This window comes from Streptomyces sp. NPDC091387 (assembly GCF_044756945.1).
Lineage (GTDB): Bacteria > Actinomycetota > Actinomycetes > Streptomycetales > Streptomycetaceae > Streptomyces.
Map to the genome: position 1 here is coordinate 325,225 of NZ_JBIVTZ010000009.1, position 16,728 is coordinate 341,952.

Annotated in this window: 14 protein-coding genes and 2 pseudogenes; 7 read left to right on the forward strand and 9 right to left on the reverse strand. The window is 71.0% G+C overall.

The window, feature by feature from the left end:
- Positions 1–12: 12 nt before the first annotated feature.
- Positions 13–993 carry an ABC transporter permease subunit gene (locus ACIQM0_RS20805; RefSeq protein WP_401288689.1) on the reverse strand — a complete coding sequence of 327 codons (981 nt, stop codon included), beginning with the start codon at positions 991–993 and terminating at the stop codon, positions 13–15.
- A complete protein-coding gene (locus ACIQM0_RS20810) occupies positions 990–1,889 on the reverse strand; it encodes an ABC transporter ATP-binding protein (protein ID WP_401288691.1) in 900 nt (299 codons plus the stop codon). Before ACIQM0_RS20810 ends, ACIQM0_RS20805 begins: the two co-directional genes overlap by 4 nt.
- 229 nt (positions 1,890–2,118) lie before the next feature.
- Between ACIQM0_RS20810 and ACIQM0_RS20815 the strand changes: the two genes are divergently transcribed.
- The 5 genes and pseudogenes from ACIQM0_RS20815 (at position 2,119) to ACIQM0_RS20835 (ending at position 6,683) form a co-directional block, all read left to right on the forward strand.
- The gene (locus ACIQM0_RS20815) at positions 2,119–3,405 is read left to right on the forward strand and encodes a sensor histidine kinase (protein ID WP_401288694.1); all 1,287 of its coding nucleotides are present in this window, start codon (positions 2,119–2,121) and stop codon (positions 3,403–3,405) included.
- Positions 3,405–4,109 (forward strand): response regulator, encoded by a 705-nt coding sequence (locus ACIQM0_RS20820; RefSeq protein WP_401288808.1) that lies wholly within the window; start codon positions 3,405–3,407, stop codon positions 4,107–4,109. The genes ACIQM0_RS20815 and ACIQM0_RS20820 overlap by 1 nt, the downstream gene beginning before the upstream one ends.
- Before the next feature lie 345 nt (positions 4,110–4,454).
- Entirely contained in the window at positions 4,455–5,402 is a 948-nt protein-coding gene (locus ACIQM0_RS20825) for an MFS transporter (protein ID WP_401288696.1), read from the forward strand.
- Positions 5,399–5,704: pseudogene (locus ACIQM0_RS20830) on the forward strand (MFS transporter); the annotation flags it as partial. The gene ACIQM0_RS20825 and the pseudogene ACIQM0_RS20830, both read left to right, overlap by 4 nt.
- Positions 5,705–5,822: 118 nt before the next feature.
- A pseudogene (locus ACIQM0_RS20835) lies at positions 5,823–6,683 on the forward strand (phosphotransferase).
- 112 nt (positions 6,684–6,795) lie between these two features.
- On the opposite strand, the gene ACIQM0_RS20840 reads toward ACIQM0_RS20835, so the two are convergent.
- The 4 genes from ACIQM0_RS20840 to ACIQM0_RS20855 form a co-directional block, all read right to left on the reverse strand.
- Positions 6,796–7,290, reverse strand: coding sequence for a cupin domain-containing protein (locus ACIQM0_RS20840; RefSeq protein WP_401288699.1), 495 nt, complete (start codon positions 7,288–7,290; stop codon positions 6,796–6,798).
- Between the two features lie 91 nt (positions 7,291–7,381).
- Entirely contained in the window at positions 7,382–7,753 is a 372-nt protein-coding gene (locus tag ACIQM0_RS20845) for a DUF4267 domain-containing protein (protein WP_401288702.1), read from the reverse strand.
- A 308-nt stretch (positions 7,754–8,061) separates the two neighbouring features.
- Positions 8,062–8,880, reverse strand: a complete 819-nt coding sequence (locus ACIQM0_RS20850; RefSeq protein WP_401288705.1) for an isocitrate lyase/phosphoenolpyruvate mutase family protein — start codon at positions 8,878–8,880, stop codon at positions 8,062–8,064.
- A 347-nt stretch (positions 8,881–9,227) separates the two neighbouring features.
- The gene (locus tag ACIQM0_RS20855; RefSeq protein WP_401288707.1) at positions 9,228–10,157 is read right to left on the reverse strand and encodes an SDR family oxidoreductase; all 930 of its coding nucleotides are present in this window, start codon (positions 10,155–10,157) and stop codon (positions 9,228–9,230) included.
- A 121-nt stretch (positions 10,158–10,278) separates the two neighbouring features.
- Between ACIQM0_RS20855 and ACIQM0_RS20860 the strand changes: the two genes are divergently transcribed.
- Together ACIQM0_RS20860 and ACIQM0_RS20865 are read left to right on the forward strand one after the other, a co-directional pair.
- Complete coding sequence (locus ACIQM0_RS20860; protein ID WP_401288710.1) at positions 10,279–10,845, forward strand: TetR family transcriptional regulator; 567 nt, start codon at positions 10,279–10,281, stop codon at positions 10,843–10,845.
- Positions 10,846–10,944: 99 nt separating this feature from the next.
- Positions 10,945–11,550: a hypothetical protein gene (locus tag ACIQM0_RS20865; RefSeq protein WP_401288711.1), complete on the forward strand. Its 606-nt coding sequence runs from the start codon at positions 10,945–10,947 to the stop codon at positions 11,548–11,550.
- A 16-nt stretch (positions 11,551–11,566) separates the two neighbouring features.
- Here ACIQM0_RS20865 and ACIQM0_RS20870 read toward each other — a convergent pair whose 3' ends face one another.
- The 3 genes from ACIQM0_RS20870 to ACIQM0_RS20880 form a co-directional block, all read right to left on the reverse strand.
- Positions 11,567–14,179 (reverse strand): alpha-L-rhamnosidase C-terminal domain-containing protein, encoded by a 2,613-nt coding sequence (locus ACIQM0_RS20870; protein WP_401288713.1) that lies wholly within the window; start codon positions 14,177–14,179, stop codon positions 11,567–11,569.
- A gap of 127 nt (positions 14,180–14,306) precedes the next feature.
- Positions 14,307–16,070, reverse strand: a complete 1,764-nt coding sequence (locus tag ACIQM0_RS20875) for a serine/threonine protein kinase (RefSeq protein ID WP_401288715.1) — start codon at positions 16,068–16,070, stop codon at positions 14,307–14,309.
- 147 nt (positions 16,071–16,217) lie between these two features.
- Positions 16,218–16,697, reverse strand: a complete 480-nt coding sequence (locus ACIQM0_RS20880; protein ID WP_401288718.1) for an NUDIX hydrolase — start codon at positions 16,695–16,697, stop codon at positions 16,218–16,220.
- Positions 16,698–16,728 lie beyond the last annotated feature (31 nt).

The following is a 16,728-nucleotide window of genomic DNA, read 5'->3' on the forward strand; positions in this document are numbered from 1 at the left end:
AGTGGACGTACGTCAGCTCAGACGCTTCCGTGTCCACCAGACGCACAGGGCTCCGAGCCCGATGGCGAGGGCGAGGTAGACGCCGGCCTCGGCCCATTGCAATGTCCAGAAGTTGCCGGCGGGCTGGTAGGTGATGCGCTGCTGGTAGCCGGCGCTCGTCAGAGTGCTGACGCATTCCTTGATTGATTCGCAGTCGGCGTATCCGGGTGGCATGCCGTGTGCGGGATGGCCGGTGCCGTCAAGGGTCCGTTCGGCGGTGACCCAGATGTCGGGTTTACCGAATTCGACGTGGGAGACGGAGTCGAGGGCGTAGTTGGCCAGGCGGTCGGGAGTGAACGGGACGTTGACGGTGGTGGTGGGAGCCAGGTGCTCGCGGACCCACATCGGCATGACCAGCTGGACCACGGTGTACGTCGTCAGGGTGGCGGCCATGGCCGGCAAGGTGCGGCGGATGATGACGCCGAAGGCGACGCCCAGGACGAAGGCGAATGCGGCGTAGCCGAGTGGGGCGATGCCGCGGACGAGGAAGGCGGCGGGGTCGATGCGTGGGACGAAGTTGTCTCCGTTGTCCGAGCCGCCCGTGGCCACGGCCTGGTCGATGGGATCGGCCCACCAGGACACGGCGAGGCTGAGCAGGCCTGCGGCGGCCATGGCGACGAGGCCGGTGAGGACGAGTCCGGTCAGCAGCCAGCGAGTACGGGTGACGCCCTGGTTCCAGACGAGGCGGTGGGTACCGGTTTCCAGTTCGCGTGCGACGAGAGGGGCGCCCCAGAACATGCCCAGGAGGGCGGGGAGGGTGAGGACGGTCACTCCGCCGGCGAAGTACAGGGCTGTGTCGGTGCCGGTGAGCTGCTGGATCAGGTCGCGTCCTGCGGTTGTATGCAGATCGGCCAGCTGAGGACCGGTGGCAGCGAGGGCGGCCGCCAGGACGGCCAGCACGGCGAGAGCCAGTGTTGCCTGCGTACGGAGCTGGCGCCAGGTCAGCCAGATCATCGGAGGGTCTCCAGGGCGGTGTTCGAGTCAGAAGCGGTGCGGCGGCCCATGTAGGCGAGAACGATGTCTTCGAGGGAGAGAGGGTTAACTGCCCACGCGGGGTCGCTCGGTGCGCGGTCCGGGGCGTCGGTGCGTACGACGAGCGTCGTCCGCCCATCGGCACGGTTCGTGGAGACGACATGATCGTCTGTGGATGGGGTGGCCCGGCCGTGTTCCGTTGCCGTGAGACGTCGGTGGCAGGCCACCAACGCGTCGATGTCACCGGCGACCTGGACACTGGAGTCGGCCAGGACGATGACGTGGCCGCAGACCCGCTCGACATCCGAGACCAGGTGGGACGAGAGAACGACGCTCGTCTCCTGTCCCGCGAGGGCATCGGTCAGGTCCTCCAGGAACTCGCGGCGGGCCAGCGGGTCCAGCGCGGCGACCGGCTCGTCGAGGATCAACAGCTCGGGGCGCTTGGCGAGGCCGAGTGTGAGGGCGAGTTGGGCGCGTTGGCCGCCCGACAGGCGCCCGGCGCGCTGAGCGGGGTCGAGTCCGAGCCGGCGGATCCGCGTTTCGGCGAGGGACGCGTCCCAGCCCGGGTTGAGGCGAGCACCGAGCCCGAGGTGCTCCGCGACGGTCAGGCCGGCGTAGGTGGGGGTGTCCTGGGCGACGAAGCCGACCTTGGCAAGCTGCACGGAGCCGTCGGCGGGGTGACCGCCGCACACCTCGATGGTGCCGGTGGTCGGGGTCAGCATGCCGGAAGCCAGGTTCAACAGGGTTGACTTTCCAGCCCCGTTGGGTCCGATCAGACCGACGATCCGGCCCGCCGGAACATCGAGATCGCAGTCCGACAGAGCCCAGCGTTGTCGATATTTCTTGCCCAGTGATCGGGCTTTCAGTACAGCGTCCACGGGAATGGCGTCCTCTTCGGCAGGCAGTGCCGACCCGGTGGCCGACCCGATGGACGCTATGAGCGGGAGACGGGCGGGCGCGTCCGGCGACCGGACCCTTTCCGCTCCTGCGTCAGCAGGACCCGGCACCGGGGTCCTCCGTGAGATGTAGTCGAGGGAAGTACGACGTCGCACGGTTACCGACCGTGGGGACGACGAGGCAGGAAAGGGTCGAGGTGACAATGGGACGGTGAAGAACGCATCGGCCACAGCGGTACGTCACTGGCTGCGGACCGGGTTCGTGACGCTGACACGTCCCAGCGGCCCGATGCCCCGAACAAGCCGGAGCAACCTGGTCTTCGACGTGCTCCTGGCGCTGACCGCGGTCGTCATCGGGGTCAACGACGCCCTCAGTGTCGGCACGGGCACGACGTACGTCCTCGTCGACGGAGCGCTGGAGGCGCGCCCGCAAGGGGCGAGCACCTGGTTCGGCGCGGTGGGCCCGATGCTGCTCGCGACGCTGCCGTTGGCGCTGCGCCGCCGGTACCCGCTGGCCGTGCTGTGGTTCGTGATCGGGGCGTCGCTACTGGCCCCGGACAGCCTGGCACGGACTTTCTTCTACGTCTTCGTGATCGCCACGTACAGCGCGGTCGCCTACAGCTCGTACAGGTTTCCGGCTGCGGCGAGTGTTCCTACGGCGCTGCTCGTGATCAGCATTCCGCAACGCAATCCGGACCTGCCCACGGTCCCGTCCGAGTACGTACCGGCGCTGATCCTGGTCCCCCTGGCCATGGCCGCGTACGGCATGCGGACATGGCGGCTGCGCGCCGATGAACGGCAGGAGCGGATCGCGGAGGTGGAACGGCAGCGGTCGGAGGAGGTGCGCCGTGCCGCCGAGCGTGAGCGCTCCCGTATCGCACGCGAACTGCACGATGTAGTGACGCACAACGTCAGCATGATGGTCATCCAGGCCGGTGGAGCCCGCAAGATGCTGGACATCGACCCCGACGACACCCGCGAGGCCCTGCTCGCCATCGAAGCGGGCGGGCGCGCGGCGATGGCGGAACTCCGGCACGCCATGGGGCTGCTCGCCATGAACACTCAGGACGCCGCCGACCGCGGCATCGCCGCGAACCTCGCACCGCAGCCCGGCCTCGACCAGCTGCCCGCTTTGGTCGGACGGGTGCGTGGCACCGGAGTGAGCGTCGACTACACGGTGGCCGGCGAGCCGCGCGTCGTTTCCCCGGGTGTCGGCCTGACCGCCTACCGCATCGTCCAGGAAGCCCTGACCAACACGGTCAAGCACGCGGCCGGTGCACGAGCGACCGCACTCCTCGTCTACACCGGCGACCACCTTCGCGTAGAGATCACCGACACCGGAGGCACCCCGAGCCCATCCGCCGGGGCCGGCAACGGACACGGTCTCATCGGCCTGCGCGAACGGCTCACCGTCTACGGCGGAACCCTGGAAACAGGACCGCGCCCCGACGGCGGCTTCCGCGTCGCCGCCCTGATCCCTCTGGAGACAGCCCCGTGATCAACCACCCGCTACGCGTCGTGGTCGCCGACGACCAAGCCCTCGTCCGTACCGGCTTCCGTATGATCCTCAAAGCCGACGGCATCGAGGTGGCCGCCGAGGCGGGCAACGGGATAGAGGCAGTCGAAGCGGTCCGCCGCACCCGCCCCGACGTGGTCCTGATGGACATCCGCATGCCGGAGCTCGACGGCCTGGAGGCCACCCGCCGCATCGTCACCGGCGTCCCCGAAGACCCACGCGTCATCATCCTGACCACCTTCGACCTCGATGAGTACGTCTACGAGGCCCTCGCCGCGGGAGCCAGCGGCTTCCTCCTCAAGGACGTCACCCCGGAACTCGTCACCGCCGCCGTGCGCATGATCCGCACCGGCGACGCACTCCTCGCCCCGACGATCACCCGCCGCCTCGTCGAGCGCTACGCCCGCCCCGCCACCCCTGAGCGATCTGTCCTCCACCGGGACCTCAACGCCCTCACCCCACGCGAACTCGACGTCCTCCGCCTGCTCGCACAGGGCCTCAGCAACGCCGAACTCGCCGCGCGCCTCCACCTGTCGGAGACGACGGTGAAGACGCACGTCTCCCGCATCCTCGGCAAGCTCCAGCTCCGCGACCGTGTACAGGCCGTGGTCATGGCGTACGAGACGGGTCTCGTCGGCCCGGGGGATGAATACGCTGCTGGTCATGCGGAACGTGGCCAGGAGTGATCTGACCGGCTGTCTTGGGATGGATACCGGGCAGGTCTGCGATGAACGGTGATTGTGCCCTTGCGGCCCTGCCCGTGAATGCGTCGAGGTCGCGCATCGGCGGCGTCGAACAACGCCTGTTGCGCCCATATCGAGCGGTGCCGGTCAGTCGCGCGGGCCTCCGAACGTTCCCGCGTCAGGGCCTCTGATCAGCCAGAACGTTCGGCGTGAGGTACTGCGAACAGGTGCAGCCAATGCCGTCCATCTCGTTCCGGGCCTTCGGCCACCGCGCGCTCCCAGGGTGGTGCGGCCACCAGCATGTTCTCTCCCTGTTGAACCGTCCGGGCCCGCACCAGAGTCATGGTCATGAATCGCACCCGGCAGCCCGCCGCTTCCCCACGCTCCGCCCCGGCCGCCGGTGCTGACATGCGGACCCGCCCGCCCGGCTCGTTCCGGCGCGTCCTCGCCGTCATTCACGTCGGTGTCTTCATGGCCGTGCTCGACACGTTCATCGTGGTCGTCGCGGCTCCGGCCATCCAGGACGACCTCGGGGCGTCCGACTCCGATGTCCAGCTGATCCTGGCGGGATACCAGCTCACCTACGCCGTCGCGTTGATCACAGGTGCCCGGCTGGGTGACCGGTTCGGCCGCCGGCGGTGCTTCCTCATCGGCGTCAGCGTGTTCACGCTGGCCTCGGCGGGCTGCGCCCTCGCGCCGGGACCCGGCGCCCTGATCGCGGCCCGGCTCGTGCAGGGGCTCGGCGCCGCCGTGATGTTCCCGCAGGTGTTCGCCATGATCCAGACCCTGGTGCCGCCCGCGGAGCGGCCGCGCGCCTTCGGCACACTGGGCGCGGTCATCGGTGCCGCGGGGGTCTGCGGCCAGGTTCTCGGCGGCCTGCTGCTCTCCGCCGACCTCTTCGGGGCGTCCTGGCGCCCGGTCTTCTGGGTCAACGTTCCCGTCGGCGTGATCACGCTGGCGCTGGCGGCGGCTCTCGTGCCCGAGTCGCGGCATCCCGGCGACCGTCGGCCGGACCTCGCCGGCATGGCCGTGCTGAGCCTCGCGCTCGCCCTGCTCATCGTCCCCGTCATCGTGGGCCGAGAGGCCGGCTGGCCCCTGTGGGCCCGGATCAGCCCGGCCGCCGGAACGCTCGCACTGATGGGCTTCGCCGCCGTGGAGCGCCGGGTCGAGGCGTGGGGGCGGTTCCCCGTTGCTGCGGCTGGGCCAGTTGCGCAACCGCGCGTTCGCCGTCGGCAGGCTTCTGCTCCTCCTCACCCATTTGCGGCATCAACTCGTTCTTCCTGGTGCTGTCCGTGACGCTGCAGGACGGCCTCGGGCTGGACCCGCTGGGGGCGGGGGTCTGCTACCTGCCGTTCGCCGCCGCCTTCCTCGCGGGAAGCCTCGCCGCCGGGCGCGCGGCACGGTACGGGCGCCGGCTGCTGCGTGCGGGGGCGTTGATCCTCGCTCTCGGCCACGCTGCCGCCCTCGCCGTCGTGGCCCGCGCCGGGGGCTCGCTGACACCGTGGCTCCTGACCGGGCCGCTGCTCGTGGTCGGGGCGGGCAACGGCGTGCTGGTCACTCCGCTGCTCAACGCCGTGCTCTCGCGCGTCCGTCCGGCGGAGACGGGCATGGCATCGGGCGTGCTCTCCACGGGCCAGCAGATCGGTGGTTCGGGCGGGGTGGCCGTCGCGGGCGTCATCTTCTACGGCGCCCTGGGCCGTAGCGGTCACGGGGACACTGCCGCGTACGGACACGCCCTGGCAGCCTCCCTGGTCCTCAGCCTGGCGCTGGCCCCCGGCCGCGGGGGACGACGACCTCACCGATCCGTTCTCGCCAGGTGTCGGGCTCGACCTGTTCGAGGCCGCGCACGCACGGCTGGACGACCTCGGACTCCGGGTCCCGGCCGTCCGCCTGGCCGACCGCGCCCGCACTCACTGTCCGGCCGACCTCGCGATCGTGGAGGGCTTCCCCGGCGAGAACCTGATGGACCTCTTCGGCCGTGACCCGCGCGCCGCGGAGCCCACGATGGCGCGCCTGGCCGAGGGCCTGGAAGCCATGCGGCGCTACCGCGCGCCGAGTTAAGGCAAGGTGGCCCTGATCGACGGGGGAGGAACGCCGCGGGGAACGTCGTGCGAGGCGCGGGCACTCGACTTCGCGCTGGCGTGCCTCGCCGAGGCGGCCGCACGGGACCAGCGGATCGAGGGCGCCCGCGACCGGCTGGAGGAACGACTGCGCGTGCTCGCCGGGGCTGTGCGCCCCCGCGCCGCGTACTCGGTCGTCCACGGCGAACTGGGCCTGGACCACGTGCTGGTGGACAGCGACGGCAACCCTGTTCTGATCGACATCGAGGACCTGATGTACTTCGACGTCGAGTGGGAGCACGTCTTCCTGCGCATCCGCCTCCACGGCGACTACCGGCGGCTGGCGGTGGACGGACTGGACGAGGACCGGCTCGCGCTCTACATGCTCGCCCAGCGGCTGTCGCTGACGGCGGGCCCGCTGCGGCTGCTCGACGGGGATTACCCCGAACGGGAGTTCATGCGGGGGATCGCCGAACACAACCTCAACGAGGCACTGGCCCTGGTCCGGGCCGGGTAGCGGGGTCCGCGCCGAACGCCGGCGAGGACGTCGTACGTGACGGACGGCCTCCCGCGCCGGATGCCGCTCCGGCCCGCTCCCCCGCCGCCGCGCCCACGCCGCCCGGAGCCGTTCACCCCCGGGCCCTGCTCCAGGCCTCGCTGTTGAGGAAGTAGGTGTCGTACAGCTCCTGGACCTCCAGCAGGCTCTCCGGCGGCACCTTGCCGTAGGCGATGCGCTCCAGGTGGCGGAAGTACTCGAAGCGTTCGACGCCCGGGGTGATGACGATGAGGATGTCGGCGTCCTCTCCGGGAGCGGCGGCGAAGGCGTGCGCGAGGCCGGGCGGGACGATGACGAGGTCGCCGCGTTCGGCGGTCACCAGCTGCTCGCCCGAGAGCAGCTGGGCCGTGCCGTCGAGTACGTAGAACAGCTCGGCCGATCGCGAGTGGTGGTGCGGCTTGGCGCCGTCCGCGCCGTTGGTCAGGCTGACGCGCTGGGTGGACAGCGCGCCGCCGGTCGCACTGCTGTCGGCCAGCAGCCTGATGGTGGTGGGCGCCCGGCCGATCACTTCGGCGTCGGCGGAGCGGACGACAACGGACTCGTCGAAGTCCGGAACGATCAGCGACATCGGTGACTCCCTGTCTGGCTGTCTGGCTGTCTGGCTGTCTGGATTGCGGTCGATCTCGTTGCGGGAACGGGCCCCGAACGAGCCCCCGGTGTCAGATGGCGAAAAGGAGAGCGGCGTTGATGAGCATGACCACGGCCGTGGCGAAGTGGATGCCGAAGGCGACCGCTCTGGTGCCCCCGTTGCGCAGAACGACAAGGGTGTCGCCGAGCGGGACGATGCTGACGATCAGCATGAACCACCCGGCGGCGTGAGCGCCCGAGAAGGCCAGCAGAGCGAGGCCGAGTATGCCGTAGGTGAGGTCGCGCAGGCCCTTGATGGTCAGGTAGGCCGCGTCCCCGTCCTCCTTGGCCGGGACACCGTAGCCGGCGGCAGAGGCGCGCGGCACCACGAGGAACCGCACTCCGATGAAGATGACCATGGCGTTGAGCAGGATGGCCAGCCCGTAGGCGAGCGGAGTGAGCATGACACATCTCCTTTTCAAGCACTGCTAGGAACGAGTTCGACGCTAGCATGTCGGTGAACTAATTCCTAGCGGCGCTAGAATCTAAAGCATGTCGATGGCCGGACCGCCTCTCGTCTGCCCTGATGACGTACTCGTCGTCACCCGGCGCGTTGCGCCCTCGAAGGTGCGGGCATGCAGGCCAAGGACGCGCTGGGCCCGGGGGCGGAAATCCGGGGCGGTGATGAAGGTCCAGGCCGATACTTGCTCACGCCCTGCCACCCCGCGCGGGCAGAGTGACCGCCATGGCCGTACCTCTCACGCGTCCGGGGTCAGTGGGGCTCGGAGAACAGCGTGTTGAGTTCCGGGAAGGTCATGCCTTCGGCGAGAGAGTCGTAGTCGCCGGTGCCGAAGAGCTCCTGTGCGGTGCGGCGGGCGGCAGCGTAGGCGACCTGTGCCACGCCCGAGCCGAGACTGACGCGAGCGACGCCGAGGGCGCCCAGCTCGGCAACGGTCGGGGCGCCGGGGCCGGCCATGACGTTCAGCGGTACGGAGATCTCCCTCGCCAGCGCCACGATGGTGGCGGTGTCGGTGACGCCGGGAACGAAGATGCCGTCCGCGCCCGCATCGACGTACATGTGCGCCCGGGACAGGGTTTCCTTCAGGCGGGTGTCCGGGGCGCCGAGCCCGAACAGGAAGGTGTCGATGCGGGCGTTGAGGAACAGATCCACGCCTGCCCGATCGGCGCTCCGCCGGGCCGCGGCCAGCCGCGTCGCGAGCTCTGTCGGCGGTCGGGTGCCGTCCTCGATGTTGACGCCGACGGCGCCCGCCGCGAGCACCCCGGCGACGGTCTCGGCAACACCGGCGGCGTCCCCGCCGTACCCGCCCTCGATGTCAGCGGTGACCGGAACCGTGACTGCAGAGGCGATTCGGCCGATCAGTTCCAGCGCCCGGTCCCGGCCAAGGACGTCGCCGTCCGGGGAACCCAGTGACCAGGCAACGCCGGCACTGGTCGTGGCGATGGCGGAGGCACCCGCGGCCTCGATGACGCGAGCGCTCGCAACGTCCCAGGCGTTGGCGAGCGCGAGAGGTTCGGTCGGGGTGTGCAGGGAGCGGAAGACGCGGGCTCTGTCCGGCTGTGTGGTGGTCATGGCGGCAGTCAAACATCTACTGCCACCTGCCTTCTGGCGAGAATCCGACACAGACGTCGGCCTCGAAACCGGCGCACATGCCCCCGCCTCTGATCACGCCCACCGAACCCGCCGTCTTCGACCGCGACGGCGTGCTCGTCGACAGCGAGAACACAGCCGTCCATACCTACGTCGACCGGGACTCCTCGCAGGGGCCTGACCGGCCATCACGCGAGCGCCATGACTCTCCTGCCGGCCGATCGGCGCTTCGGCCGGAAGGGATCGGGCGGCGGCAAGGCGATGACCTTCAAAACCCGCCGGCAGACAGACGTGGTCGACGCCGCCCAACCCGCTTTCCACTTGGGGCGTTACGCGGACGGGGTGCCGAAGTAGTGCCCCTTGTCGAGGTCCTCGATGAGCCCGGGGTGGGTCGGCTCCCACCCGAGCAGCTCACGGGTCAGCGCGCTCGACGCCGGGCCGTCCAGGCCCAGAAAGCCGCCCAGCCAGCCGAAGTGCTCGTCCGCGCCGTCCGCGGGGACCGAGACCAACGGGACGTCGAGATGGCGTCCGATCACTTCGGCGACCGCCCGGATCGGGACACCCTCGTCGGCGATCGCGTGCAGCGCGGATCCCGCGGGGGCCTGCTCCAGCGCCAGGCGGAGGAGACGCGCGGCATCGAACCGGGCGACAGCGGGCCAGCGGTTGGAACCGTCACCGACGTACCCGGAGACGCCCTTGTCACGGGCGATGCCGACCAGGGAGGCCATGAAGCCGTTGTCCCCCTCGCCGTGCACCGTCGGGGGAAGCCGCACCGCGGATGAGCGGACACCGCGGGAAGCGAGGGAGAGCGTCAACTGCGCATTGGCCAACCGGGCCTGCGCACCCTCGAACGGCACCGCGCCATCGGAACTCAGCCCGTCCTGCTCGGTCCCGACCCGCCCCGGTGCGAGCCCCATCGTGCCGGAGGCGATGACGAAGGGCCGGTCGGAACCCGCGAGCGCCTCGCCGAATGTCTCGATGGCCGCGCGGTCCGCGTCGGCGGCACCCTGGAAGTTGCCCGAGAAGGCGATGTCGTGCTTGAACGCCAGGTGGATCACACCGTCCGAGGCCTCAGCCGCACTCCGCAGGACGTCGAGATCGTCGAGCGCGCCACGCCGCACCTCGGCCCCGGCCGCGTCGAGGGCGGCGGCCGAGGCGTCCGAGCGAGCGAGCCCGACGACCTGATGGCCCGCGCCGATGAGCTCGGGAACGACCGCGGAACCGATCCAGCCCGACGCTCCGGTGATGAATACGCGCATGGGAAACCTCCCGGTTGGACCGACCGCCCGCACCGCGGCGAGCGCGACGGACAGTCGATGTCAGCGACTGCCATCAACCTATACCTGATGCCAGTCACTGTCATCACCTAGAATCGCCGCCATGAGTCGATGGGAACCGGACGCGCGCGGCAGGCTGGAACGGGCCGCGATGGATCTCTACAGCGAGCGCGGGTTCGAGCGGACGACCGTGACCGAGATCGCCAGGCGTGCGGGGCTCACGGAGCGGACGTTCTTCAGGCACTTCGCCGACAAGCGCGAGGTTCTGTTCGCGGGCTCGTCCACCCTGCAGGACCTCTTCGTGGACACGCTCGCGGGCGTACCCGAGTCCGCGGCGCCGATCGACGCGGTGGCCGCGGCGCTCGATGCCGCCGCGGCCGTCTTCCAGGACCGTCACGCATACGCCCGGCAGCGCCAAATGATCATCGCTGCCAACGCCGAGCTGCAGGAACGCGAGCTGATCAAGCTCGCGAGGCTGTCCACGGCGCTCGCCGGGACGCTGCGTCGGCGCGGCGTCCCGGATCCGGCCGCGAGCCTGGCCGCCGAGGCGGGGATCGCCGTCTTCAAGGTGACGTTCGAGCGTTGGATCGCCGGAACCGGCCGGCCGGACATGCCGCAGCTCATCCGGGAGTCGCTCGACGCGCTCAAGGCCGTGACAGCGGGCAGGTAGCCCTCGTCCCGGGCGCCGCACCCGTCTGTTCCCCACCGACGCCACGGGCGGGTGCCGGGATGCCGGAGCGCGCATCAGCACATACCTTCCGCTTGGCTCATGTTCGCGGTCCGGGAGGTGCTGACGCGGAAGTCAGGCCGCACTCGGCTCCGGACGCTCCTCGGCTCCGCCCTGGGGGCGGTCGGCGCGTCGGTCCGTGCCGCAGCGACCGGTCCGCTCGTCGCCGCGCTCCTGTTCGCGGCGATGCCCTCCCCGTCGTACGCCGTGACACCGTCGACCGGTCCGAACCAGCTGTACCGGTACGGCTACTCGCTGGGCTTCCATCCGTTCACCAGCCCGCACGACGTACGCGGGCAGCTCACCGGAAACTTCTGGCTGTTCCCGGTGAGCGGCGGCTGCCCGGCCGTGATCCGCCCGGCGGACGAATGCGACCTGCTGGGCGGAAACCCGGTCCGGGTGGAGGCGATCGAGGACGACAGCCTTCAGATCGCGACGCTTCCCGGCCATGACCTGGGCGACGGCCTGCACATCCGATTCACGTTCGCGAGCCGTCTCGGCCTCCCCTGCCTGGTGGTCAGCGCCTGGCAGGACACCCCGACCCGGTGCACGGAGAGGACGCTGTGCAGTGCGGCGAGCCGTGCGGGTGCCTGGGCTCTGTGGCGCGTCCTCTCCGAGACCCTGACGGTGTCCGTCTACGCCGCCTGACCGGGCCGGACCGGGCTCAGCGTTCGTGCGCGAGGGTGAGGTGATGCGTGCCGTGGGTGAGACCGGTGACCGTCACACGCCGGGGGTCGCCGTGCACGCCGGGGCCCTGCGCCCGGCCGTCCTTCCACAGGGTCCGTCGTCCGGAGCGCACCGTGACGCGCCGGCCGTCCGTGGGCAGGGCCACCGAGCCGCGCGTGCCCCGCGGGACCCGCACGGTCAGGGAGAAGGCCGCACCGTCCCGGTTCCACTCCACGCCGAGCGGCCCGTGCGGTGTGGGGAGCCTGCCCTGCGCCCAGCGGACCTCTCCGGGGTTCGGCCGCACCTCCCAGGTGGCGTAGCCGGGCGACGTGGGCTTCGCGCCGAGCAGTTGGTGGGTGAGTACGGGCAGCACACCCGTCGACCATCCGTGCGCCATGCTCGTGTAGCCCTGTTCGTACAGCGAGCCGTTGGGGCCTATGCCCTCCCACTGGGTGATGCCGGGATCGTGCGTGTCCATCCAGCCGTAGGTCCGTCTGATCTGGTCGATCGCCGAGTCCGGCCGGCCGGTCTCGAAGCGCGCCACCAGTTCCGGGTAGGACGTGAAGGCGTACACCCGCTGGGAGGCGCCGCCGAACAGCGTGTCGTTGTCCATGAAGGCGTTGCCGTACCTGAGCTTCGTCGTCGCGTCGAGGTGGGCCAGTGCGGAGGCCGCCCGCTCCGCGTCGGCGACGCCCGCGGTGATGGCGATGGCGTTGCCGTCCTGGGCGTGCCTGACGGGGCCGGTGGCGGAGTCCAGATAGGCGCCTGCCGCCGGGTCCCACAGGTGGTCGTTGATGGCCCCGGCCACCTTGTCCGCCCGCTCCGACCAGCGCCGGGCGTCCGCGTCGTGGCCCAGGAGCCCGGCGATACGTGCCGCGTCGCGCAGCGCCTGCACGTAGTTGGCGTTGTAGTAGGTGACGCGGCCGGTGCGGCCGAGGAACGCGTAGTCGCCGTAGCCGGACGTGCCGTTCAGCCCCTTGCTGAGCAGCCCCGCCCCGTCCGTCACACTCGGGTACCAGGTGTCGAGCACCTTCACCAACTGCGGGTAGTAGCGGGCGGCGTAGTCCTGGTCGCCGGTGTACAGCACGTAGTCCCAGCTGCACGTCACCCACCAGAGCGGGTAGTCGAACAGCGGGAGGGTGTAGTCGTTGATGGACGCCGGTGGGATCCACCCGTCGTCGCGCTGGTGGTCGGCGAGGTCGGCCAGCACGTTGCGGGCGGCCTCGGCCGCGTCGTCATGGGTCAGGTAGAGGGTCCGCCCCGCCACCGCCACGTCGCCCACGTACGGGTCCCGGTCCCGCTTGGGGCCGTCGTGCAGCACCAGTTTCCCGTCCAGCGACGGGCTGAAGGCGTTGCGCGGGTCCACGTCGTCGCGGCGGAAGGTGTCGACGACGAGTTCGTTGGTGTACGAGGCGCCGTACCAGTAGCGGTTCAGTTCCTCGTCGGAGCAGAGGAACCAGCCCCGGTAGGAATCCGGCGTGCCGAGGTAGGCGGTGAAGTCCAACGACACGGCGTCGATGGCGACTTCGCCCCACGGCTGGGCGGCCGGCGCGTCGGACGGCAGCGCGTCCAGCGTGATCTTCAGATAGCGGAAGCCGTGCAGCCCGTCGGCGTACAGCTTGTCGCCGCCCGAGCCGAAGCCCTTGGTGTCCTTCCACCTGGCACCGCCGGCCGGCACGGCGTACTGGTCGGTGCCGCGGCCCGCGCCGCCCGCCTGGTCGCTGCGGGTGAAGTCGGAGCGCTCCGTGAGGTACTGGAGCGTCTCGGAGAACGCCAGGCGCACGCCGGGGCTGTTACCGGAGGCCCGGGTGAAGTCCACTTCCGGGTAGCCCACGACGACCTTGCCGAAGTCGATGGTCACACTGGGAGGGGTGACCGGGGCCACCGCGTCCGGCCAGACCTCGTTGACACGGGTGAACACCCCCTGCCCGGCGTCCTGATCGGCCGTGACGGCGATGCGTACCCGGTCCGTCGCGACCGGCGGGTCGAAGCGCACGGCGCGCTGTACGTCGGTGTTCCCGGTGACCGTGCCGACGGTCCGCCAGGCGGCGTCCGCCCAGACCTCGACGGTGAAGTCGGCGGGTACACCGTCGGCGTTGGACACCAGCGTCACACCCGGCAGCCGCTGCTCCCCGGGCAGGGTGATGGTCAGCGTGTCGGGGAAGGCGCGCTCGGTGTCGTCGTTCCAGAAGGTGTCGGGGTCGCCGTCGATGGCGTTGTCCGCCGCGTAGGTGCGCGGGCGGCCGTCGCTCCCGTTGTTGCCCGCGTGCGTGGACGACGCCTCGGCCGTGGTCCCCTGCGGCCAGCGCGGCGCGGCGGCTGGCTGGGCGCGCCGCAGTACGGTGACCCCGCCGCCCGGTGCGAGCAACGCCTCGGGTGCGCTCACGTCCCCCGCTGTCCGGACGATCCCCACCGGCCGCACGGTCCGGTGCGACGGCCCCTGGACGTAGCGGTGCCACGAGTCCCCGGGCTCAGGCGCGGCCCCGGCGGCGGCCGCCGTACCGCCCGCGACGAGCGGCAGTCCGACCGCGAGCGACGCCGCGCCGCCGACGCCCGCTTCGAGTACGGTGCGCCGCTTCGGCCCCGGCTTCCTCTTGCCCACACTCGTCACGTTTCGACGTCCTTCCGTAGACGCGCATCACTGACGGACGCACATATGAATCGTTTCAATGCCAAACGTCACGGCGACGTTATACGAGGCGGGCGACCCCGTACAGGGGTGTGCGGAAGCTGCTCTGTCAGGCGTGGAAGCCGTTGCACACCACGGAGGTGTACTTCGTGGGCCCGCCCTCGACGTGGTAGATCACCACGGTCCAGTCGCCCCGGTCGTCCCCCACCGGGATCGCGTCGAGGGTCTTCTTGCCGAAGTGGGCCCGGAAGTCGTCGGGGTACTTGAGCTTGACGGCTCCGCCGGAGGACCAGCGGGAGTAGATGTCGACGGGCTTGCTGGTGAAACCGATGCCCTTGGACTCGGACCGCAGCGGCCGTCCGGTGGCATGGTCGGTCTCGTGCGGGGGCCGCACCCCCACGGAGACGTAGTAGGGGGCGGGTCGCTTCCCCTCCCCCGCGTGCTCGAACCGCATCGACACCCCGGCGGTGCCGGAGCCGGTGGTGTGCGACACGGAGGAGATCAGCCCCGATGGCGGAAACGTCTCGGGAAGGTTGTCCGGATCGCAGCCGCCGCTGCCCAGAGCGGCCTGCTCCGGATCGTCCGACAGGGTCCAGCGGTCCTGCGAGACGCGGTCGTTCACGATGTGGTCCGGCGGGCGGTCCGCCGTGTCCGCGGCCGCCGAACGGCTCGCGGCCGGACGGCCGGACGCGCCGGCACCGGACCCGGGTGCGGCGTCGGTGCCCTTGCCCTCCGTCTCCGGGAGCAGCCAGACCGTCGCGGGCACCGCGAGCGCCACCGCGCACACGGCGAGCCAGGCCCTCCCCCGCCGTGGGCGCCGCTGCCGGACCTGGCCCGCGTACGGGGTAGCGCCGGGCGGCTGCGCGGGGGCGGCCACCGCGGGGCTCTCCACCGGCCTGTCGGCCGGCTCGGGCTCCGCCCGCCTGGTCGGGGCGGCGGTCTCCGGGGCCGGTACCGTCTCCGGCTCCGCGTGCGCACCGGACGGCACGGGGGGACCATCCAAGTCCCCTGGTACGAGGCCGGGTTCGGCGCCGCGTACAAGCGCGCGGTAGTGGGCGTCCGAGGCCAGCGGCGAGTCCACCCGGCACAGCGCGATCACGGCGGCCGGCTTCGGCCGCTCCGCCGGATCCTTGTCGACGCACATCCGGATGAGCGCGGCCAGGTCCGTCCGCACTCCCGCCAGGTCGATCTCCTCGTACACGGCCCGGTAACTGACCGACGCCGCGTCGCCCGTGCCGTACGGCGGCCGACCCGTCGCCGTGTACGCGAGCGTCGCGCCCAGCGCGAAGACGTCCGCCGCCGGGCCCGCCTCGTTGCGCAGCAGGACCTCGGGCGCCGCGTAGCCGGGCGTCCCCGACACCATCCCGTCCCGGGTGAGGACCGACTGTTCGAGCCCTCGGGCGATCCCGAAGTCGATCAGCTGCGGTCCCTGCGGCGAGAGGATGACGTTGTGCGGTTTCAGGTCCCGGTGCGTGACTCCGTGCACATGGACCGCGGCCAGTCCCTCGGCGAGCGCGGCCAGCAGCCGCAGCGCGCTGTCCGGCGGGAAGGGGCCGCTCGCGCCGGCGGCGCCGCGCAGCGTGGGCCCTGCGACGTACTCGGTGGCCAGCCAGTAGGGGGACGCGTCGAGCGACGCCTCGATCAACTGGGCGGTGTACGCGCTGCGCACGGTCTCCACGGTCGCGGCCTCGCGCCGGAACCGGGCCAGCGCGTCGGGATGATCACTGATCTCGTCGCGGATGACCTTGACGGCCACCAGCCGTCCACCGGGAGAGCGGCCGAGGTACACCTGCCCCATCCCGCCCGCCCCGAGACGGGCGAGCAGCTGGTAGGCGCCTATGCGCGGGGGGTCCTGGGGCCTCAGTGCGTCCACGGCCCGACTGTGCCACATCCGCACACGCCGGACCACAACTCCCGCCCGAACAAACGGGGTCCACGCGCCGAGCGGCAACCCCCCTTGATCCGGCCGGGGTTGCGGACCGGACGGAGGCACTGCCTGCCCCCGTCCGGTCCGTCACGTTCAGTGCGAGTCGGTGGCCTCGAACCAGGTGGGTCCGTCCGTCAGCGACTGCTTGATGCGCAGGAGCGCGAACTCCTCCAGCGGCGGCAGCGCGTCGACACCGAACCAGCCCACTTCCAGCGACTCGTCGTCATTGACCCGGGCCTCGCCGCCGGTGGCCCGGCAGCGGAACGTGACGTCCAGGTACTGGCACCGGTCGCCGTTCTCGTACTGTACGGGCGGCAGTGCCTGGGTCAGCACCACGCGCTCCGCCACGCAGCGCACCGCCGTCTCCTCGTACACCTCGCGCTCCGCTGTCGCCGCCGGCTGCTCTCCCGGCTCGGAAATGCCCCCGATGACGGACCATTCGCCGGTATCCGCACGCCGTCCGAGCAGCACTCTGCCCTCGTCGTCGAAGACGATGGCGGTGACGCCGGGCAGCAGGAGCAGCTGTTGACCCGCCGTGGCGCGGATCTCGCGGATGAAGTCAGGAATTGCCATGGGTCCGACCCTACGTGGCCTGCTGAGCAGC

Coding starts and splice junctions, on each gene's coding strand:
- ACIQM0_RS20825 (WP_401288696.1), top strand. CDS start 4,455: ATGAATCGCACCCGGCAGCCCGCCGCTTCCCCACGCTCCGCCCCGGCC.
- ACIQM0_RS20865 (WP_401288711.1), top strand. CDS start 10,945: ATGTTCGCGGTCCGGGAGGTGCTGACGCGGAAGTCAGGCCGCACTCGG.
- ACIQM0_RS20855 (WP_401288707.1), bottom strand. CDS start 10,157: ATGCGCGTATTCATCACCGGAGCGTCGGGCTGGATCGGTTCCGCGGTC.
- ACIQM0_RS20850 (WP_401288705.1), bottom strand. CDS start 8,880: ATGACCACCACACAGCCGGACAGAGCCCGCGTCTTCCGCTCCCTGCAC.
- ACIQM0_RS20880 (WP_401288718.1), bottom strand. CDS start 16,697: ATGGCAATTCCTGACTTCATCCGCGAGATCCGCGCCACGGCGGGTCAA.
- ACIQM0_RS20840 (WP_401288699.1), bottom strand. CDS start 7,290: ATGTCGCTGATCGTTCCGGACTTCGACGAGTCCGTTGTCGTCCGCTCC.
- ACIQM0_RS20805 (WP_401288689.1), bottom strand. CDS start 993: ATGATCTGGCTGACCTGGCGCCAGCTCCGTACGCAGGCAACACTGGCT.
- ACIQM0_RS20860 (WP_401288710.1), top strand. CDS start 10,279: ATGAGTCGATGGGAACCGGACGCGCGCGGCAGGCTGGAACGGGCCGCG.
- ACIQM0_RS20845 (WP_401288702.1), bottom strand. CDS start 7,753: ATGCTCACTCCGCTCGCCTACGGGCTGGCCATCCTGCTCAACGCCATG.